Raw genomic sequence first — 20,593 nt, 5'->3', positions numbered from 1 at the left:
GAGATGCCGACATGTCCGCCCCCAGCATGACCTTGTTCCACAATCCCGCGTCGCCCTTCGTTCGCAAAGTCATGGTGCTGCTGCACGAAACCGGTCAAACGGACCGCGTAGCGCTGCAAGCCAGCCAGCTCACGCCAGTCAGCCCGGACCCGGCCCTCAACGAAGACAACCCGCTGGGTAAGATTCCAGCACTACGCCTGGCCGACGGCAATGTGCTGTACGACAGCCGGGTGATCCTCGACTATCTCGATCATCAGCACGTCGGCAATCCGCTGATCCCTCGCGACGGTTCCGCGCGCTGGCGGCGCTTGACCCTGGCCTCTCTGGCAGACGGGATCATGGATGCCGCAGTGATGGTTCGCTATGAAGTGGCCCTGCGCTCGCCGGAAAAACATTGGGATGCATGGCTCGACAGTCAGCGCGACAAGATTCGTCGCGCCCTGGCACTACTGGAAGCCGACGCCATTGCCGAGCTGACCAGCCATTTCGATGTGGCGGCAATCAGTGTTGCCTGTGCCTTGGGTTACCTGGATCTGCGCCATCCGGATCTGGAATGGCGCAAAGAGAATCCGAAGTTGGCAGAGTGGTACTTTGAGGTGAGTCAGCGGCCTTCGATGATTGCGACGATGCCGAAGGTCTAGATTCTCGCTAACTGTGCCGGCCTCATCGCGAGCAGGCTCGCTCCCACATTTGATTTTTGGTGTGCATAACCGTTGTGTTCACTGGAGATCTTTTGTGGGAGCGAGCCTGCTCGCGAATGCACCACACCGGATCCAACGGAAACAACCCGGCAATCCGCGTCGCCAACACCTCTCCCACCCGCTGATCCTCGCGCAACCCCAACGACCGGCTCATTCCACGGCTCCAATATCAAAGGCCAAAGGCTTCGCGGTTTTCTGTCCGATCCCGTACCAGTCCAGCTTGCGGGTCAGCACCATGAACACGCCCAGCAGCCCGAACAACAGCAGCGAGCCCATCAACAGCGCGTAATCCTCGGCACTCAGCAAGCCATAGAGCAAGCCATACAACGCCGCCAATCCTGCCGAAAAACTCAAACCGTGATGCACGCTGCGCAGCACATGGCAGACATAGAAGCCGATCAACAACACGCAACCACTCGCCGACAGCAGATACGCCAGGGCGAAGCCGATGTGCTCGGACAGCGACAACAGCAACAGGTAGAAAAACGCCAGCGCCACGCCCACCAGCGCGTATTGCACCGGGTGTACCGCCAGGCTTTTCAGCACTTCGAAGAGGAAGAAACCGGCGAAGGTCAGGACGATGAACAGCAACGCGTATTTGATTGCCCGGTCGCTTTTCAGGTACTGGTCCACCGGGTCGATGAAACTCACGCCGAAGCTGCGACCGCTGAACGCCTCGCACTGGCCGCCAGACACGCAACTGCTCAAGGCCTCTTGCAGGTTGGTGGAGAAGAACGAGGTCTGCCAATTGGCAGTGAAACCCTGATCGGTGATTTCACGCTGGGCCGGCAGGTAGTTACCGATGAAGCTGGGATGAGGCCAGTTGGCGGCCAGTGAAACCTTGCTGGTCTTGCCCACCGGGAGAATCTGCAACTGGCCGGTGCCTTGCAGACGCAAGTCGAAAGCGAATGCCAGTTCCGTGACCTGTTTGGCGTCCAATGCTGGCAGCGTCACGTGCACCCCCTCGCCCAACCAACCCACCTGGCTACCCGGTACAAAATCCAGCTTCTGGTCATTGAGTTCGAGTTTCAGCGCATTCTCGATGCCGCGTATGTCGCTGATGCCGACGGCCAGGAACGGTTGGTCGAAGCGGTAATCGGCGAAGTCCTCCTTGATGCCCAGTTGTGCTGGAACCGAAAAATGCCCGCTGATGCGATTATCGGCATGAAACAGCCGCGCCTCGTAGATACCTCGGGCACGCAGTTCGGTCTGGACCTGGCCGTCGAGTTCGAAGCGCTCAGGCAGGAAATACAAACGCCCGCGTTCCTCGCCGACGTCCTGATAACGCTCGTTGGTTTTGTTGTTGGTTTTCCAGGTGCGCACCGTTTTTCGATAGGGCACCACCATCAGCGGGCCGCTCAATTGCTGGCTGTAACTGGAACTGCGAGCGATGTCTTCGAGCACACCATCTCGCAGTTGTTGCCGCTCCTGGATCACGCCGTTGATCATCAGCAACGGGATCAGCAGCAACAGAATCAAAAGGGCAATCGCCCCGAGTTTTAGGGTCAGGCTACGGTTCATGGGACTCTCCCTGTTTGGATGGGGAAAGTCTGGAGTCGGTGTGTGGGAGTTTTATGGGGGGAATGTGGAGACTTTGTGGAGACTGGGCCGGCCCTTTCGCGAGCAAGCCCGCTCCGACAGTTAATCGGCGATGGGCACCTTTTTTGTGTTCACAGAAGATCCAGTGTGGGAGCGGGCTTGCTCGCGAATGCCTCGACTCGGTCCTAAGGCAGGTGCAACGTGACCTCTACCCCACCGTCGACATTACCAATGTTCATCGTCCCGCCATGCAACTTGACCACCTCTTCAACGAAGTTAAGCCCCAACCCCGTACTTTTACGCCCACTGTCCGGACGCGGCAGTGAGTAGAAACGCTCGCTCAAGCGCGGCAATGCATAGTCGGGAATCGCCTCGGCCTGGTTGAACAGCCTGAACTCAATCTGCTCACCGACTCGTTCAGCACAAAATCGCAGCACGCCATGAGTCGGGGTGAAGTCCAAGGCATTCTCCAGCAGATTGCCCAGTGCCTGGCGCAATAGAAACGGCTCGCCAAGCAGGTTCAAATCCGCTGCAATTTGCAGTTCCACACGCAACTGCTTGCCTTCGATTCGCGCAGCCTGCGCACTCAACAGCTCCTCCACCAAACCCGCCAACGGCACCGCCACCCGCTCTTCCAGCCCTTGGCGCTGTTCCACCTGCGCCAGGTTCAACAATCGTTCGATCAACTGCTGCATGCGTGCACTTTCGCTGTCGATGTTGCTGACGAAACGCTGCTGCTGAGCCAGCGGCATCTCACCTTGCAGTAACTCCGCCGCACCACGAATCGCCGCCAGCGGGCTTTTCAATTCATGGGTCAGGGTGTGCACATAACGCTCGACGTAGGCTTTGCCTTCCAGCTGGGTGCGCATCTGCTCCACCGCCGTGGCCAGTTGCTCCAGCTCGCCGCCACGATAATGCGGCACCTCGACCCGCCGACCTTCGCTGACCGCCTGGGCATACGCCGTCAACCGCCGCAGCGCCGCGCTCAGCCACCACGACAACAGCGCACCGAACAGCAAACCGAGGCCAATCAGCCCGGCGCCATAAATCAGCAATCGCCGCTCGGTGCGATCGACGTAAGGCTGCAGCGAACTGTTAGGCTTGGCCACCGTCACCACGCCGATGATCTGGCCGTTGTCACGAATAGGTGCCCCGACGTGCATCACCGACGAGTTCGAGTCATCCGGGTTGCTGCGCGTCGAACGCGCGCCGTACTCGCCACGCAGGGTCAGGTAGACATCGTTCCAGCGCGAGTAGTCCTGGCCCACCGCGATGCCACTGGAATCCAGCACCACGATGCCCTTGGCATCAGTGACGTAAATCCGGTGGTTGACCTGATTCTTCGGCATTCCCCAGATATTCGCCTTCGGTTGCCGTTCGCCGTAAGCCTTGAGCAATTCGGGCCAGCGGTTCTGGCTGAGAGTGCCGGCCTTGAAGTCGTCGCGCAGGATCTCGGCCATCAGGTTGGCGGTGTCTACCAGGGTTTCTTCGGTGGACTGGCGCACGCCGGGGCGGATTTCTTCCATCACGGTGTTGAGCACAAAGTAACCGGTCAGGCCGATGAACAGCACGTAGACCAGGAAAATCCGGATCCCCAGGGGCATCAGCTGTGCCCCGGACTGTAGCTGTAACCGAGGCCGCGGTGGGTCTGGATCGGCTCGGCGTCGGCTTTCACCAGGCGCAATTTGGCGCGCACGCTCTTGATGTGGCTGTCGATGCTGCGCTCGTAACCAGCGTCGGCCGCCACACCCAGCGCATCGAGCAATTGTTCGCGGCTGAAGACTCGCTCGGGTTGTTCCAGCAGGCATTGCAGCAAACGAAACTCATGGCGAGTCAGGCTCAGCGGCTGGTTGCGATAGCTGATCTGCACCCGTTCGCTGTCGATGCGAAACAGCGCTGACGCCGCCTCCGCCGCCACCGATCGTGGCGCCATGCGCTTGAGAATCGCCCGGACCCGCGCCGCCACTTCCCGGGGGCTGAACGGTTTGACCACGTAGTCGTCGGCGCCGATTTCCAGGCCCACCACGCGGTCGATCTCTGCATCACGGGCGCTGAGGAAAATCACCGGCACTTCGCTGAAACGCCGCAACTGCTTGCAGGTCTCGAAGCCGCTGATGTCTGGCAGGCCGATATCGAGGATGATCAGATCGGCGGGCGTGGCGCGCTGATGTTCAAGCGCCGCCGCGCCAAGGCTCAACCAGGCGGTGGTGAAGCCCTCGCCCTGCAAGGCGAAAATCAGGGTGTCGGCAATCGCCGCTTCGTCTTCGACAATCAGGATATGAGGCATGCCGTCCGAGCCCGCTAGTTAGGTGGGCGAACGGTGCCCCAAGGCTGATTCGCCGTCAATCAGCAGTCGGGTTTGTCGGCTGTAAAGCGACGCGCCGGGTTCACCGCCGCGCCGAATTCACGCAGGGCTTTGGCGCCGATCAGCAGCGGGTAATTGAAGCTGCTGCGGTCGGTGAGGTTGACCTCCACGGTGCGCTTGACGTTGCCCAGGCACAATTCCAGGTCGACCACCGGCCGCTTGGTGGGCTCGATCGCTTCCTTGTCATCGTCGTCTTCTTCGGAGCGGGTTTTGATCTTGCTGATCCGCGCGACCTTGTGTTCGTAGACCTTGTTGCTGGCGCCTTTGGTGGCGAGGCGGAAACGCACCCACTCGTCGCCGTCGCGGGTGAAGGTTTCGATGTCCTTGGCCGACAGCGACGCGGTCAGGGCGCCGGTGTCCATTTTCGCCTTGAGGACTTCGCCGCCGATTTCCGGCAGCGCGATGTACTCGTAACGCCCGTACAGGGTCGGCTCGGCGGCCAGGACCGGCAGGGCCACGAGGGTAAGCAGTGCAAGGAGAGATTTCACGTAGGGGGCTTCCTTGAAGAGTGGGCAGCGGGATTTTAGACCGTTGTGTGGATGATCGTTCCCATGCTCCGCGTGGGAACGATCGGTACAACGAGGTTAACGGTCAAAAGGTGAAACATTCGTCACCGCCGATTTGGCCTGCCATGCGAAGCTGCTTATCATGGCGCGCCCAAACGCTTTCAAGAGTTACTTATGCGCCGCCTGCTCACCGGCTGTTTCGTTACCCTGCTGCTGTTGCTAAACACCCTGGTGCTGTTCGGGCCTTTGATGGTGTTCGCCCTGCTGAAACTGCTCCTGCCCGGGCGCTTTCGCGATTACGCCTCGTGGGCGGTGATGTGGATTGCCGAAACCTGGGCCGAAATCGACAAGCTGATCTTCCGGCTGTGCATTCCCACCCAATGGGACATCCGCGGCGGCGATGATTTGCGCCGCGACACCTCGTATCTGGTGATCGGCAACCATCAGTCCTGGGTCGATATTCCGGCACTGATCCAGACGCTTAACCGGCGCACGCCGTTCTTCAAGTTCTTCCTCAAGAAAGAACTGATCTGGGTGCCGTTCCTGGGCCTGGCCTGGTGGGCGTTGGACTATCCGTTCATGAAGCGCTACACCAAAGCGTTTCTGGCAAAGAACCCGGAGCTGGCCGGCAAGGACCTGGAGATCACCAAACAAGCCTGCGAGTTGTACAAGCGCCAGCCGGTGACAGTGGTCAATTATCTGGAAGGTACCCGGTACACCTCGGCGAAAAGTGCCCAACAGCAGTCACCGTTCACCCACCTGCTCAAGCCCAAGGCTGGCGGCGTGGCTTTTGTGCTGGCGGCGATGGGCGAACAGCTGGATGCCGTTCTCGATGTGACAGTGGTGTATCCACAGCAGAAGATTCCAGGATTCTGGGATTTGATCAGCGGCAACGTGCCGAGGGTGATCATCGACATCCACACACGCGAACTGGATACGGCGCTGTGGCAAGGCGATTACGAAAACGATCCGGCGTTTCGCGAAAAGGTCCAGAACTGGGTCAACCAGCTCTGGATCGAAAAGGACCGGCGCATCAAGGCGCTACGCGCCGAAGGCTGACTCAGCTGCCAATGCCGGTGCCAGTGCCAGTGCCCCAGATTCCGCCAAGATTCTGCAGCAACGAACCGGTGACGCCTTGCTGGCCGAGGTATTGCAGGATTACTGGGGCAAACATGCCGATCATCCCGGTGTCCATGCCCAGAGCGCTAAAGGCATTGTTCAGGTCCTTAGTGTCCTTGACGTTGCCCAACAAACCATCGAGCAACGCATTCTTGTCCGAACCCGCGCCGAGCAGACCACCCAATCCACTCAGACCACTGATGGCGCTGTTACCGGCAATCTGGGCGAGGCCCGGCACGTTTTTACTCAGCTCGGAGAAGTCCTGGCCACTGAGCTGATTCCTCGCCAGCCCCAGCATCGCACCAGCACCGCCGATGGCCTGTTCCGGGGTAATGTCGAGCTGCGAGCCCAGGGTATTGAGCAAACCGGCCGCCTTGGGTGCAACCGCCACGATGCCATCGACATCATCGGCCTCGACACCTTCGACATCCTCGTCGTCCTGTATCGCCGAAACCGCCTTGGCCGCATCAACGAGACTGAACTGTGCAAAGGCCGGGCTGGCGGCCAGCGTCGTCAACGAAGCGACAGCCATGAGCGATGCCAGTGCAAAACCGCGTGAAACGTTCATCCAGACATCCTCTTGTGCCATGAAAAACCGCCCAGTAACGGGAGCGGCAAAACTGCCGATTGGACCGGATGTACGCCAGCATGTTCCTCGTCTGCATGGGCATTTTTCCCCAGGTGGCCTCTATGAAACGTGCTCCCTGGGACGCAACCGATGAACGGTATGACCGAACCGGCTACGCCTTCCCACTGGCCATAAAAAAGGGCGACATCACTGTCGCCCTTTTTTCCGTCTTGCTCCAAGCCTTACGCCGCGCTGAACATCTTATGCGGATCGATCACAAACTTCTTCGGCACGCCCGCATCGAACTCGCCATAACCACGTGGCGCGTCATCCAGGCTGATGACTTCCACACCCACAATGTCAGCAATCTTGATGCGGTCCCACATGATCGCCTGCATCAGCTGGCGGTTGTACTTCATCACTGGCGTCTGGCCGGTGTGGAAGCTGTGGGATTTGGCCCAGCCCAGGCCGAAGCGAATGCTCAGGCTGCCCATTTTCGCGGCAGCGTCCACTGCACCCGGGTCTTCAGTCACGTACAGGCCAGGAATACCGATTTTGCCAGCGACGCGAACCACGCCCATCAGCGAGTTGAGTACGGTGGCCGGAGCCTCGTGCTTCACGCCGGCATGGCCGTGACCGCGAGCTTCGAAGCCTACGGCATCGACGGCGCAGTCCACTTCCGGTTCGCCCAACAGTGCAGCGATTTGTTCGTGCAGTGGGGTGTCTGTCGACAAGTCAGCGATTTCGAAACCCTGAGCCTTGGCATGGGCCAGGCGGATCGGGTTGACGTCACCGATGATCACCACCGCAGCGCCCAGCAGGCGAGCGGAAGCGGCAGCCGCCAGACCGACCGGGCCGGCGCCGGCGACGTACACGGTGCTGCCAGGGCCAACGCCGGCAGTCACTGCGCCGTGGTAACCGGTGGGCAGGATGTCGGAGAGGCAGGTCAGGTCACGGATTTTTTCCATGGCCCGGTCGCGATCCGGCAGTTTCAGCAGGTTGAAGTCGGCATACGGCACAAACGCGTATTCGGCTTGGCCACCGGTCCAGTCACCCATGTCGACATAACCATAGGCACCGCCCGGACGCGCCGGGTTAACGCTCAGGCAGACGCCAGTATGTTGCTCTTTGCACGAACGGCAACGGCCACAGGCAACGTTGAAAGGTACCGACACCAGGTCGCCGATCTGCAGGTTCTCGACACCGCTGCCCTTCTCGATCACTTCACCGGTGATCTCGTGGCCCAGTACCAGACCGGTCTGAGCGGTGGTACGACCGCGCACCATGTGCTGATCGGAACCACAGATGTTGGTGGAAACTACGCGCAGGATGACACCGTGCTCGATCTTCCTGCCGCGCGGGTCCTGCATTTTGGGATAGTCGATTTTCTGTACTTCGACCTTGCCCGCGCCGAGATACACCACACCACGATTACCAGACATGCTTTCACCTCGCTGTTGTTTTTATGTAGCGGTCGCGTCGCCATGGATCGGCGGCGCGTTGATTGCTCGGGTTGTTGCCTGTGTCTTTTTGCGTTGTCTGTCAGGACCTCATCGCGGGCAAGCCCGCTCCCACAGGGTTTTGTGTCGCTCACAAATGTCGGGCACACCTCAGCTCACTGTGGGAGCGGGCTTGCCCGCGATGGCGATCTAAAGAACGACCGTGCGATTGGCGTTCAAAAACACGCGTCGTTCAATGTGATAACCAACGGCCCGTGCCAACGTCAGCCCTTCGATATCCCGCCCTTTGGCGATCAAATCTTCCGGGTAATGACTGTGATCCACGGCTTCCACGCCTTGGGCGATGATCGGTCCTTCGTCCAGGTCGTTGTTGATGTAGTGCGCCGTGGCGCCAACCAGTTTCACGCCCTTGTTGTAGGCCTGGTGATAGGGCTTGGCACCCTTGAAACCCGGCAGCAGGGAGTGATGAATGTTGATCGCCTTGCCATCAAGTTTGCGGCACAACTCCGGCGACAGAACCTGCATGTAACGGGCAAGGATCACCAGTTCGGCGCCTGCCTCTTCGATTACCTGCCAGACCTGACGCTCCTGCGACGGTTTGTCGTTCGGGTCCAGCGGGAAATGGTAGTACGGAATCTGATGCCAGTCGGCCAACGGCTTGAGGTCCGGGTGGTTGGAGACCACGGCAACCACGTCCATCGACAACTGGCCGATGCGCTGGCGATAGAGCAAGTCGTTGAGGCAGTGATCGGCCTTGGAGACCATGATCACCACTTTGGGCCGGTAGTTCGGCGGGGTCAGCTCGAAGATCATCCCGAAGGCTTCACCACGCTCGGCCAAACCTGCGCGGAAGGCTTGTTCGTCGAAACCGTCGGGCTGACGAAATTCCACGCGAATGAAGAAACGGCCCGAGAGCCGGTCATCGAAGGAATGGTGCTCGGTGACGTAGCAGCCCTGCTCGAACAGAAAGCGGGTCACCGCATCCACGGTGCCGAGGACGCTGGGGCAATCGGCGGTCAGAATCCATGTGTCTGGGGCGCGGCTCATAGTGCGGTGACTCCTATCTGATCGTTCCCACGCTCTGCGTGGGAACGCCGCCATGGACGCTCTGCGTCCGGCTGTTAAAGGGACGCGGAGCGTCCCGGGATGCATTCCCACGCGGAGCGTGGGAACGATCATCCGTGTCAAGCCTGGACGCAAAGCCCGTACTCAGCAGCCGCATCCTGCAACCACAACCACCAGTAATCCGAGAAGCTGCGGCGGATCAGTAGTTCCCAGGTGTCTTCGGCGGTATGGCGGATCACCAGTTGCGACTTGGCAAACACGGTACCCACAGCCTTGCCCACCGGGAAGTTGTTGGGGTGCACGTCGTAGCTGGTGGATTTCATCAGCACCTGACGCACGTTCGGGCCGCTGAGTTCGAGGATCTGCTGGCCGCCGCTGACGTTGACGATCTGGGTGTGCAGGTCGCCCAGTGCTTCACGCAGCTTTTTCTCGGCGGCGAATTCTTCGCCGGTCGGCACGATCAGCAGCCATTCATCCGGCCCCATCCATTGCAGGCTGGTTTCGCCTTTGATGATCACGGTCAGCGCACCTGGCAATTCGATGCCGAGGGCCTTGTGCACACCAGCGGCGAACGCGGCGTCGTGGCCATCGCCACGGATGGTCAGGTGACCGAGGAGTTTTTTCTCACGCACGATCACGCCGGCGTTCTTGCGACCCTTGCCCACCAGGCTGGCGAGGTCGGCATGATGCAGCGACGACTCGGCCTTGGCCCCAGTGGTTGGGCGTTGTTGGTAAACATTGGCTGCGGTCATAAAGCACCTTTCTTTTGTTGATCGTTCCCACGCTCTGCGTGGGAATGCCGCCATGGACGCTCTGCGTCCGCTCTTGGGACGCGGAGCGTCCCGGGATGCATTCCCACGCAGAGCGTGGGAACGATCGACTTACACGTTCTGGCGATCGCCTTTAGGATCGAAGAACACCGAAGAAACGATTTCCGCCTCGATCACGCTGCCGTCGGCCAGCGGTGCGAACACCCGCTCACCCATGCGCTTCAAGCCGCCTTTCACCACGCCCATGGCAAACGAATAGCCCAGGGAGTTGTGCAGGTAACTGGAAGTCACGTGGCCCACCATGGTCATCGGGATGGTTTGCTTGGTGTTGAACACCAGTTGCGCACCTTCCGGCAGCCATTTGGTCGGATCGATCGGCTTCAGGCCAACCAGCTGTTTGCGCTGATCACGCACACAGTCTTCGCGGTTCATGCCACGCCAGCCGATCCACGAGAACGGTTTGGTGCGACCGACACACCAGCCCATGTTCAGGTCGTCCGGGGTCATCGAGCTGTCAGTGTCCTGACCGACGATGATGAAGCCCTTCTCCGCCCGCAGTACGTGCATGGTTTCAGTGCCATACGGAGTCAGGTTGTACTTCTTGCCGGCCTCGACGATTTTCTCGAGCACGCCCATGGCGTAGTCGGCCTGCACGTTGACTTCGTACGACAACTCACCGGTAAACGAAATCCGGAATATCCGCGCCGGCACACCACCGACCAGCGCTTCTTTCCAGGTCATGAACGGGAAGGCTTCGTTGCTCAGGTCGGCGTCGGTGACTTCGCTGAGCAGCTTGCGGCTGTTCGGCCCGGACAGGGTCATGGTTGCCCAGTGATCCGTCACGGAAGTGAAATACACCTTCAGGTCTGGCCATTCGGTCTGGTGGTAGATTTCCAGCCATTGCAGCACGCGTGCAGCGCCGCCGGTGGTGGTGGTCATCACGAAATGGTTGTCGGCCAGGCATGCAGTCACGCCGTCGTCGAACACCATGCCGTCTTCTTTGCACATCAGGCCGTAACGGGCCTTGCCCACGTCGAGTTTGGTCCAGGCGTTGGTGTAGATGCGGTTGAGGAACTCGCGGGAGTCCGGGCCCTGGATGTCGATCTTGCCCAGGGTCGAAGCGTCCAGCAGGCCGACGCTGTCGCGCACGGCTTTGCATTCGCGTTTCACGGCGGCATGCAGGTCTTCACCGTTTTTCGGGAAGTACCATGGACGCTTCCACTGACCGACGTCTTCAAACTCGGCGCCGTTCTTCACGTGCCAGTGATGCAGCGCGGTGAAACGAACCGGTTCAAAGATGTGCCCACAGTGACGACCGGCTACGGCGCCGAAAGTTACCGGCGTGTAGTTCGGACGGAACATGGTGGTGCCCATCTGCGGGATCGTCACGTTCAGCGAACGGGCGGCGATGGCCAGACCGTTGACGTTGCCGAGCTTACCCTGATCGGTGCCGAAGCCCAATGCGGTGTAGCGCTTGACGTGCTCGACCGACTCGAAGCCTTCGCGGGTCGCCAGTTCGATGGCGGCAGCGGTGACGTCGTTTTGCAGGTCGACGAATTGCTTCGGCGCACGGGCAGTGGCTTTCTCGTGAGGTACCTGGAACAGCGCCAGCGTCGGCTCTTCCAGTCGGCTCAGGGCTTTTGGCAGTACGCCTTCGACCTTGCCGAAACCGGCTTCGCTGGCGGCGCGAGCGCCGCCTTCAAAACCGTCGGCCAGCGAATCGCCGAGGCCATAAACGCCGTTGATGCCACCGACGCATACGCGTTTCTGCGGTGCTTCGCCCGGTACGAAACCGAGGATGTCTTCACGCCAGATCGGCTTGCCACCCAAGTGCGACGCCAGGTGAACCACCGGGCTGTAACCGCCGGAACTGGCAACCAGGTCGCAATCGAGCCATTCGCCCGGGCTGGTCACGGTGTGTGCTTTTACATCAATCGCGGCAACGCGAGCAGCGGTGACGTGCTTGCTGCCACGAGCCTCGATCACGGCGCTGCCGGTCAGGATGCGAATGCCTTTGGCGCGCGCTTCTTCCACCAGCGCACCGCGAGGGTTGCTGCGGGCATCGGCGATGGCCACCACTTGCAGGCTGGCGTCGAGCCAGTCCAGGGCAACGCGGTAGGCGTGGTCGTTGTTGGTCGACAGCACCAGTTTCTTGCCCGGTGCCACGCCATAGCGACGTACATAAGTCGACACCGCGCCGGCGAGCATGTTGCCCGGCACGTCGTTATTGCCATAAACCAGTGGACGCTCGTGAGCACCGGTCGCCAGCACCACGCGCTTGGCGCGAACCCGGTGGATACGCTGACGCACCTGGCCGATCGGGGCGCGGTCGCCGAGGTGATCGGTGAGGCGCTCGTGGATGGTCAGGAAGTTATGGTCGTGGTAACCGTTGACCGTGGCGCGCGGCAACAGCAGCACGTCAGGGGTGTTTTTCAGCTCGGCGATGACGCTGGCAACCCACTCGGTGGCAGGCTTGCCGTCGAGGCTTTCGCGGGAGTCGAGCAGGCTACCGCCGAACTCTTCCTGTTCATCGGCCAGGATCACACGGGCGCCGCTGCGGGCAGCCGCCAGTGCAGCCGCCAGACCCGCAGGGCCAGCGCCGACGATCAGCACGTCGCAGTGCTGGTTCATGTAGTCGTAGGTGTCCGGATCGTTCTCGGTCGGCGAACGGCCAAGACCGGCGGCCTTACGAATGTACTTCTCGTAAGTCATCCAGAACGATTGCGGGTACATGAAGGTTTTGTAGTAGAAGCCCGGTGGCATCAGCTTGCCGCCGACCTTGCCGAGAATCCCCATCATGTCGTTGTTCACGCTCGGCCAGCCGTTGGTGCTGGTGGCGACCAGGCCTTGATACAGCGCTTGTTGCGTGGCGCGTACGTTGGGGATCTGCGTGGCTTCGGTCGCACCGATCTGCAGCACGGCGTTCGGCTCTTCGGCACCGGCGGCGAAGATGCCGCGTGGGCGCGAATACTTGAAGCTGCGGCCGATGATGTCGACACCGTTGGCCAGCAACGCGGCGGCCAGGGAGTCGCCTTCAAAGCCTTTGTAGACCTGGCCGTTGAAGGTGAAGCTCAACACTTTGTTGCGGTCGATGCGTCCGCCGTTGGACAGGCGATTGATCTGGCTCATACCTTCTCTCCCAGAGCCGTGGCGGCCGCTTTCGGGCTGTCGGTCTTGTCGGTGAACTGCGGCTTGGTGCCGATCTTGTAGGTTTCGAGAATCTCGTAGGTCACGGTGTCGCGGGTCACGTTGAAGTACTGACGGCAACCGGCGACGTGATCCCACAGTTCATGGTGCAGACCGCGAGGGTTATCGCGGAAGAACATGTAGTCGCCCCACTCCTCGTCGGTGCAGCTGTTCGGATCCAGTGGACGCGGGATGTGCGCCTGGCCGGATGCATGGAATTCCTCTTCGGAGCGCAGTTCGCCACAGTGAGGACAGAAGATATGCAACATAGGGATTTCTCCTGTTAGTGGGCGACTGCTGCAGCGCCGTGTTCGTCGATCAACGCACCGCTGTGGAAGCGGTCGATGGAGAAAGGTGCGGCCAATGGGTGCATTTCACCCTTGGCCAGGCTTGCGGCAAACACGTTGCCCGAGCCAGGTGTGGCCTTGAAGCCACCGGTGCCCCAACCGCAGTTGAAGAACATGTTCGGGACCGGGGTTTTCGAGATGATCGGGCACGCATCCGGCGTGGTGTCGACGATGCCGCCCCACTGACGGTTCATCCGTACACGCGACAGCACCGGGAACATCTCGACGATGGCCTGGATGGTGTGCTCGATCACCGGGTACGAACCACGCTGGCCGTAGCCGTTGTAGCCGTCGATACCGGCGCCGATCACCAGGTCTCCCTTGTCGGACTGGCTGATATAACCGTGTACGGCGTTGGACATGATCACGCTGTCGATAATCGGCTTGATCGGCTCGGACACCAGCGCTTGCAGCGGGTGCGATTCGATCGGCAGGCGGAAACCGGCGAGTTTGGCCATGTGCCCGGAGTTACCGGCAGTCACCACGCCGACGCGCTTGGCGCCGATGAAGCCCTTGTTGGTTTCAACACCGATGCACACACCGTTTTCCTTACGGAAACCGATCACTTCGGTCTGCTGGATCAGGTCCACGCCCAAGGCGTCGGCGGCACGGGCAAAGCCCCACGCCACGGCATCGTGACGGGCCACGCCGCCGCGACGCTGGACGGTGGCGCCCATCACCGGGTAGCGAGTGTTCTTGGAGCAGTCGAGGTACGGAATCTCGTCGGCAACCTGTTTGGCATCGAGCAGTTCGCCGTCCACGCCGTTGAGGCGGTTGGCGCTGACCCGACGCTCGGAATCACGAATGTCCTGCAGGGTGTGGCACAGGTTGTAGACGCCACGCTGGGAGAACATCACGTTGTAGTTCAGGTCCTGGGACAGGCCTTCCCACAATTTCATCGCGTGTTCGTACAGGTGCGCCGACTCGTCCCACAGGTAGTTGGAACGCACGATGGTGGTGTTGCGCGCGGTGTTACCGCCGCCCAGCCAACCTTTCTCGACCACGGCCACGTTGGTGATGCCATGTTCCTTGGCGAGGTAGTAGGCGGTCGCCAGACCATGCCCGCCACCGCCGACGATGACCACGTCATAGACCTTTTTAGGGGTCGGCGTGCGCCACATCTTCTGCCAGTTTTCGTGATGGCTGAGGGAGTGTTTGAAGAGGCCGAAGCCCGAATAGCGTTGCATAGTCATTTACTCCAAAACCGCGCTCAGCGATAAACCGGGAAGTCCGCGCACAGGGCCGCCACATGCTGCGCGACATTGGCCTCGACATCGGCGTCGCCGAGGTTGTCGAGGATGTCGCAGATCCAGCCAGCCAGTTCAATACACTGGGTAACCTTGAAGCCGCGAGTGGTCACCGCCGGGGTGCCGATGCGCAGGCCGGAGGTCACGAACGGCGACTGTGGATCGTTCGGGACAGCGTTCTTGTTCACGGTGATGTGGGCGCGACCGAGTGCTGCATCCGCCTCTTTGCCGGTGAGGCCCTGACGGATCAGGCTGACCAGGAACAGGTGGTTATCGGTACCGCCGGACACTACATCGTAGCCGCGTTTGATAAATACGCCGGCCATGGCCTGGGCGTTGTCGATCACTTGTTGCTGGTAAGCCTTGAAGCCAGGCTCCAGCGCTTCCTTGAAGCACACCGCTTTACCGGCGATCACGTGCATCAGCGGGCCGCCCTGGGCACCCGGAAACACTGCTGCGTTGAGCTTCTTCTCGATTTCTTCGTTGGACTTGCACAGGATCAGGCCGCCACGAGGACCGCGCAGGGTCTTGTGGGTGGTGGTGGTGACCACATCAGCGTACGGCAGCGGATTCGGGTACAGGCCGGCAGCGACCAGACCGGCGACGTGAGCCATGTCGACGAACAGCAGTGCTCCAACCTTGTCAGCGATCTGACGGAAACGCGGGAAGTCGAGGGTCTTGGAGTAGGCCGAGAACCCGGCAACGATCATCTTCGGCTTGCATTCGACAGCCAGACGCTCGACTTCGTCGTAGTCGATCAGCCCGGTTTTGGTGTCAATGCCGTACTGCACGGCGTTGTACAGCTTGCCCGAGGACGACACCTTGGCGCCGTGGGTCAGGTGACCACCGTGGGCCAGGCTCATGCCCAGAATGGTGTCGCCGGCTTGCAGCAGGGCCAGGTAAACGGCGCTGTTGGCCGAGGAACCGGAGTGCGGCTGGACGTTGGCGTAGTCGGCGCCGAACAGTTGCTTGGCGCGTTCGATGGCCAGCGCTTCGACCTTGTCGACGTGCTCGCAGCCACCGTAGTAGCGCTTGCCCGGATAGCCTTCGGCGTATTTGTTGGTCAGGCCACTGCCTTGCGCTTCCATGACGCGTTTGCTGGTGTAGTTCTCTGACGCGATCAGCTCGATGTGATCTTCCTGGCGTTGCTCCTCGGCATTCATCGCCGCCAGCAGTGCATCGTCGTAACCCTGGATCTGGTCTTGCTTGCTGAACATCGCGTCTCTCCCAGCGGCATCTATGCGCCATTCGTCTCGGTAAGGCACTGGCGTTACGGCAGTGCCCTTTGGAAGCGATGGTATGACCGGCGCAGACAGGTCAAATGCCTATGGACGCCACGCAAAGGTGCATTTACGACATGGCGGGAAATGGACACGTCGGACACGATCGCAAGATCAACATCCCCCCCTGTGGGAGCGGGCTTGCCCGCGATAGCGGTGGGTCAGCCGACATCAATGCTGGATGTGACGCCGCCATCGCGGGCAAGCCCGCTCCCACAGGGTTTTGCGCGCCCCAGGGATCAGGCAATGAGTTGGCGCAAAGCCAGAAGCACAAGGAAATGCACGGGATAGAGCGCGTAAGCCCAGCGCCGCATCGGCGGTGGCTGGATGCCTTGGGCGTGTCGCAATAGCAACAACCCCAGCAATGGCGCAATCAGACAAGCGGCAATGCCGAGAATGGCTGCATTGCTATGAAGTCGAGCGGCGTAATACAGCACTTGCCATTGATTGGCCGCCAGACAGACCAGCCCCGGCAGCAGGCTGAAATACCAGGGACGCCTGATCACCAGCAACATCGCCAGCGGCAACAACACGCCGAAGAAACCGAACATCAGTCGCTCCGGGAACAGTGCTGCCAGCAACAAGGCCCCGGCCGCCAACAGTCGCGATTGAAGCAGCCGGTTCTGCCAGCCAAGCGCGACCAACAGCCCCAGAATCAACGTGGGCAACACGTTCAAGGTGTTGAGATCAGGAATGTACATCCGGTAGGGGATTTCGCTTATAGCGCTAAACAGCAACAACCAGCCGAGGTAACGCCACTGGCCGTCGGTCGTTACTGCACGGACTCGCGACAGGTTCGCCGCCATCGCCAGACAGAACCACGGGAACGCCAATCTACCCGGCACATACAGCAGATCGACGGAATAACCGACATATCGAAGGTGATCGAGCACCATGCTCAGCAACGCCAGCCACTTAAGCAGATCCAGCGCCCCATCCCTCTGCGTCATGTGCATAATTGCCCGTCAACCGTGTATTTTTCTGACAGCAACATCCCGTGTGCTCCCCGGACGATCTTCGGTAAAGTGCGCACCATCATTGACCACGAGGCTCTTCACCATAAGAGCCTCGACCACGGAAGCCGGCCATGACCGATAAGAGCCAACAATTCGCCAGCGACAACTATTCCGGTATCTGCCCTGAAGCCTGGGCTGCCATGGAACAGGCCAACCACGGCCACCAGCGCGCTTACGGCGACGATGAGTGGACCGCACGCGCATCGGATCAATTCCGCAAACTGTTCGACACCGACTGCGAAGTGTTCTTCGCCTTCAACGGCACCGCGGCCAACTCGTTGGCCCTGTCATCACTGTGCCAGAGTTACCACAGCGTGATCTGCTCGGAAACCGCCCACGTCGAAACCGACGAATGTGGCGCGCCGGAGTTTTTCTCCAACGGCTCCAAACTGCTCATCGCTCGCACCGAAAACGGCAAGCTGACACCGGAATCGATCCGTGAAATCGCCCTTAAGCGCCAGGACATCCACTACCCGAAACCCCGCGTCGTGACCCTGACCCAGGCCACCGAAGTCGGCAGCGTGTACACCCCTGAAGAAATCCGCGCCATCAGCGTCACCTGCAAAGAGCTGGGCCTGAACCTGCACATGGACGGCGCACGTTTCTCCAATGCTTGCGCGTACCTGGGCTGCTCACCAGCGGACCTGACCTGGAAGGCCGGCGTCGATGTCTTGTGCTTCGGCGGCACGAAAAACGGCATGGCAGTGGGCGAAGCGATTCTGTTCTTCAACCACAAACTGGCTGAAGACTTCGACTACCGCTGCAAACAGGCCGGGCAACTGGCGTCGAAGATGCGCTTCCTCTCGGCGCCGTGGGTCGGGATTCTGGAAAACGACGCCTGGCTCAAATACGCCCGCCACGCCAACCACTGCGCGCAGCTGCTGGCCGAACTGGTGAGCGACATTCCGGGCGTGGAACTGATGTTCCCGGTACAGGCCAACGGCGTGTTCCTGCAACTGTCGGAACCGGCCATCGCCGCACTGACCGCCAAGGGCTGGCGCTTCTACACCTTCATTGGCAACGGCGGCGCGCGATTCATGTGCTCGTGGGACACCGAAGAAGAACGCGTGCGCGAATTGGCGACGGATATTCGGGAAGTCATGGCAGCCTGACGCCCGCAAGCTGATCGTTCCCACGCTCTGCGTGGGAATGCCTCTCGGGACGCTCCGCGTTCCTGCCTCATCGCTGACGCAATGTCCAACACCGTTGTGACGCAGAGCGTCACGGGCTGCATTCCCACGCGGAGCATGGGAACGATCAAGAGCGCGTGCCGGAACTGGCGGCAGATATTCGGGAGTCATGGCAGCCTGACGCCCCCACCAAGCTGATCGTTCCCACGCTCTGCGTGGGAATGCCTCTCGGGACGCTCCGCGTTCCTGCCTTACCACTGACGCAATGTCCAACACCGTTGTGACGCAGAGCGTCACGGGCTGCATTCCCACGCGGAGCATGGGAACGATCAAGAGCGCGTGCTGGAACTGGCGGCAGATATTCGGGAGTCATGGCAGCCTGACGCCCCCACCAAGCTGATCGTTCCCACGCTCTGCGTGGGAATGCCTCTCGGGACGCTCCGCGTTCCTGCCTCATCGCTGACGCAATGTCCAACACCGTTGTGACGCAGAGCGTCACGGGCTGCATTCCCACGCGGAGCATGGGAACGATCATTAGAGGCGCGTCGCAATTTCCCACTCTCTCTGCGGCGCTGTCCGCTAGCACCACTACATCACCCCGCTCACCCTAGTCATTCCCTCGCAAAGGAATGCATCCATGGGCCGAAGTCGCTACACCATCACCGAACCCGACAAACCCCACTTCCTGACCTGCACCCTCATGGAATGGCTTCCGCTGTTTATCCGCCCCTACATTGTCGATCACCTGCTCAATTGCTGGCGCTATCAACAAACCCACCAAGATCTAAAGCTGTATGTTTACGTCGTCCTGGAAAACCATCTGCATTTCGTTGCCGAGGCTCCAGACCTGAGCAAATGCCTCCGCCTGTTCAAATCCTTCACCGCCCGCCAAATCATCGACGATCTGCAAAGCAAGGGCGCAGAGCGCGCATTGCAACGACTGCGCTTCAGCAAACGGGCACATAAGCAGGATCGGGTTTATCAGTTGTGGCAGGAAGGTTCGCACGCGGAAATGGTGTACAGCGAAACGGTGATGCGCCAGAAGCTGGATTACATCCACTACAACCCGGTGAAGCGTGGGTACGTGGATTTACCTGAGCACTGGCGCTATTCCAGCGCGAGGAATTATGCAGGGATGGAGGGGCTGATCGAGATTCAGCGTTGGTCCTGAAGCGCACGGCACTCTCCTCCTGATCGTTCCCACGCTCTGCGTGGGAATGCCTCTCGGGACGCTCCGCGTTCCTGCCTCATCGCTGACGCAATGTCCAACACCGTTGTGACGCAGAGCGTCACGGGCTGCATTCCCACGCAGAGCGTGGGAACGATCGCGGTGAGTGCGAGGAACAAGTGTCTTTTGGTCTACATTGACTGGCGAGCCGTTTCGATCCGCATCGATAACAACAATCAGGAGCGTACGCATGTCATTACAAGGCAAAACCCTGTTCATCACCGGTGCCAGTCGCGGGATCGGGCGTGAGATTGCGCTGCGGGCAGCAAAGGATGGGGCCAACATCGTGATTGCCGCCAAAAGCGCCACCCCTCACCCCAAACTGCCCGGCACCATCTTCAGCGTGGCGGCGGAAGTTGAAGCCGCGGGCGGCAAGGCGTTGGCCTTGCAGGTGGATGTGCGCGATGAAGAGGCGGTGCGTGAGGCGTTGGCCCAGGCCAGCGAACACTTCGGCGCGATTGATGCCTTGGTCAACAATGCCGGAGCGATCAAGCTGACCGGCGTGCAACACATCGAACTCAAGCGCTTCGACCTGATGCACCAGATCAACACCCGCGCCGTGCTGCTGTGCAGCCAGGCCGCCCTGCCCTATCTGAAAAAAACCGCCGGCCACATCCTCAACCTGTCACCACCGCTGAACCTGGCCACCAAATGGTTCGCCCAGTACAGCCCCTACACGGTGACCAAATACGGCATGAGCATGCTGACCCTGGGCATGAGCGAGGAATTCGCCTCCTACGGCATCAGCGTCAATTCCCTGTGGCCGCAGACCATGATCGCCACCGCTGCGATCGAGTTTCAGCTGGGGTCACGCGAGTCGTTCAAGCATGCGCGCGCACCCGCAATCATGGCGGATGCTGCTTACGCGATTCTGGGCAGCAGTGGCCGCAGCATTACGGGGCGCTTGCTGATTGATGAGGAGATTCTGCGGGAGCATGGCGTGACCGAATTCGATCATTACCGCTTTGAGCCCGGCTCCAAAGACAAGCTGATGCCAGACTTGTTTGTGGACTGAAATACCAACCATTGTGGGAGCGGGCTTGCTCGCGAAAGCGGTGTGTCAGGC

Annotated in this window: 18 protein-coding genes; 5 read left to right on the top strand and 13 right to left on the bottom strand. The window is 60.4% G+C overall.

Going from position 1 to position 20,593, the window contains the following annotated elements; translation table 11 throughout:
• Window positions 1–11: 11 nt before the first annotated feature.
• Window positions 12–641, top strand: coding sequence for a glutathione S-transferase (locus PSH65_RS02645; protein ID WP_305424822.1), 630 nt, complete (start codon window positions 12–14; stop codon window positions 639–641).
• A 210-nt stretch (window positions 642–851) separates the two neighbouring features.
• On the opposite strand, the gene creD is transcribed toward PSH65_RS02645, so the two are convergent.
• The 4 genes from creD to PSH65_RS02625 all read right to left on the bottom strand — a co-directional run bounded on the left by creD (window position 852) and on the right by PSH65_RS02625 (window position 5,093).
• Window positions 852–2,222, bottom strand: a complete 1,371-nt coding sequence (gene creD, locus PSH65_RS02640; RefSeq protein ID WP_305424821.1) for a cell envelope integrity protein CreD — start codon at window positions 2,220–2,222, stop codon at window positions 852–854.
• Between the two features lie 203 nt (window positions 2,223–2,425).
• Window positions 2,426–3,844 carry a two-component system sensor histidine kinase CreC gene (gene creC, locus PSH65_RS02635; protein WP_305424820.1) on the bottom strand — a complete coding sequence of 473 codons (1,419 nt, stop codon included), beginning with the start codon at window positions 3,842–3,844 and terminating at the stop codon, window positions 2,426–2,428.
• Window positions 3,844–4,527 carry a two-component system response regulator CreB gene (gene creB, locus PSH65_RS02630; RefSeq protein WP_305424819.1) on the bottom strand — a complete coding sequence of 228 codons (684 nt, stop codon included), beginning with the start codon at window positions 4,525–4,527 and terminating at the stop codon, window positions 3,844–3,846. Before creB ends, creC begins: the two co-directional genes overlap by 1 nt.
• 59 nt (window positions 4,528–4,586) lie before the next feature.
• Complete coding sequence (locus PSH65_RS02625) at window positions 4,587–5,093, bottom strand: ATP-dependent zinc protease (RefSeq protein WP_305424818.1); 507 nt, start codon at window positions 5,091–5,093, stop codon at window positions 4,587–4,589.
• Between the two features lie 192 nt (window positions 5,094–5,285).
• Here PSH65_RS02625 and PSH65_RS02620 point away from each other — a divergent pair, with 192 nt between their 5' ends.
• Window positions 5,286–6,170 carry an acyltransferase gene (locus tag PSH65_RS02620; RefSeq protein WP_305424817.1) on the top strand — a complete coding sequence of 295 codons (885 nt, stop codon included), beginning with the start codon at window positions 5,286–5,288 and terminating at the stop codon, window positions 6,168–6,170.
• A gap of 1 nt (window position 6,171) precedes the next feature.
• Here PSH65_RS02620 and PSH65_RS02615 read toward each other — a convergent pair whose 3' ends face one another.
• The 9 genes from PSH65_RS02615 to PSH65_RS02575 all read right to left on the bottom strand — a co-directional run bounded on the left by PSH65_RS02615 (window position 6,172) and on the right by PSH65_RS02575 (window position 17,109).
• Entirely contained in the window at window positions 6,172–6,798 is a 627-nt protein-coding gene (locus PSH65_RS02615; protein ID WP_305424816.1) for a DUF2780 domain-containing protein, read from the bottom strand.
• Between the two features lie 242 nt (window positions 6,799–7,040).
• The gene (gene fdhA / locus PSH65_RS02610; RefSeq protein ID WP_305424815.1) at window positions 7,041–8,240 is read right to left on the bottom strand and encodes a formaldehyde dehydrogenase, glutathione-independent; all 1,200 of its coding nucleotides are present in this window, start codon (window positions 8,238–8,240) and stop codon (window positions 7,041–7,043) included.
• 207 nt (window positions 8,241–8,447) lie between these two features.
• The gene (gene purU, locus PSH65_RS02605; RefSeq protein ID WP_305424814.1) at window positions 8,448–9,305 is read right to left on the bottom strand and encodes a formyltetrahydrofolate deformylase; all 858 of its coding nucleotides are present in this window, start codon (window positions 9,303–9,305) and stop codon (window positions 8,448–8,450) included.
• A 137-nt stretch (window positions 9,306–9,442) separates the two neighbouring features.
• Window positions 9,443–10,075, bottom strand: coding sequence for a sarcosine oxidase subunit gamma (locus tag PSH65_RS02600; RefSeq protein ID WP_305424812.1), 633 nt, complete (start codon window positions 10,073–10,075; stop codon window positions 9,443–9,445).
• Window positions 10,076–10,204: 129 nt separating this feature from the next.
• Window positions 10,205–13,222 (bottom strand): sarcosine oxidase subunit alpha, encoded by a 3,018-nt coding sequence (locus tag PSH65_RS02595; RefSeq protein WP_305424811.1) that lies wholly within the window; start codon window positions 13,220–13,222, stop codon window positions 10,205–10,207.
• Complete coding sequence (locus PSH65_RS02590; RefSeq protein ID WP_007907563.1) at window positions 13,219–13,548, bottom strand: sarcosine oxidase subunit delta; 330 nt, start codon at window positions 13,546–13,548, stop codon at window positions 13,219–13,221. Before PSH65_RS02590 ends, PSH65_RS02595 begins: the two co-directional genes overlap by 4 nt.
• Window positions 13,549–13,562: 14 nt before the next feature.
• Window positions 13,563–14,813 carry a sarcosine oxidase subunit beta gene (locus PSH65_RS02585; protein WP_007907561.1) on the bottom strand — a complete coding sequence of 417 codons (1,251 nt, stop codon included), beginning with the start codon at window positions 14,811–14,813 and terminating at the stop codon, window positions 13,563–13,565.
• Between the two features lie 23 nt (window positions 14,814–14,836).
• Entirely contained in the window at window positions 14,837–16,090 is a 1,254-nt protein-coding gene (glyA, locus tag PSH65_RS02580) for a serine hydroxymethyltransferase (protein WP_305424809.1), read from the bottom strand.
• A 302-nt stretch (window positions 16,091–16,392) separates the two neighbouring features.
• A complete protein-coding gene (locus PSH65_RS02575; RefSeq protein ID WP_305424808.1) occupies window positions 16,393–17,109 on the bottom strand; it encodes a TraX family protein in 717 nt (238 codons plus the stop codon).
• Between the two features lie 131 nt (window positions 17,110–17,240).
• On the opposite strand from PSH65_RS02575, the gene PSH65_RS02570 reads away from it, so the two are divergent.
• The 3 genes from PSH65_RS02570 to PSH65_RS02560 all read left to right on the top strand — a co-directional run bounded on the left by PSH65_RS02570 (window position 17,241) and on the right by PSH65_RS02560 (window position 20,542).
• Window positions 17,241–18,281 (top strand): low specificity L-threonine aldolase, encoded by a 1,041-nt coding sequence (locus tag PSH65_RS02570; protein WP_305424807.1) that lies wholly within the window; start codon window positions 17,241–17,243, stop codon window positions 18,279–18,281.
• 655 nt (window positions 18,282–18,936) lie between these two features.
• Window positions 18,937–19,470, top strand: a complete 534-nt coding sequence (locus PSH65_RS02565) for a transposase (protein ID WP_305424806.1) — start codon at window positions 18,937–18,939, stop codon at window positions 19,468–19,470.
• Window positions 19,471–19,717: 247 nt separating this feature from the next.
• On the top strand, window positions 19,718–20,542 hold the full coding sequence (locus PSH65_RS02560; protein WP_305424804.1) for an NAD(P)-dependent oxidoreductase: 825 nt from the start codon (window positions 19,718–19,720) through the stop codon (window positions 20,540–20,542).
• Window positions 20,543–20,593 lie beyond the last annotated feature (51 nt).

It is taken from the genome of Pseudomonas sp. FP603 (genome assembly GCF_030687415.1).
Taxonomy (GTDB): Bacteria; Pseudomonadota; Gammaproteobacteria; order Pseudomonadales; family Pseudomonadaceae; genus Aquipseudomonas; species Aquipseudomonas wuhanensis.
The sequence above is the reverse complement of the archived record's forward strand: the minus strand, read 5'-3'. Positions and strand labels throughout refer to the sequence as shown.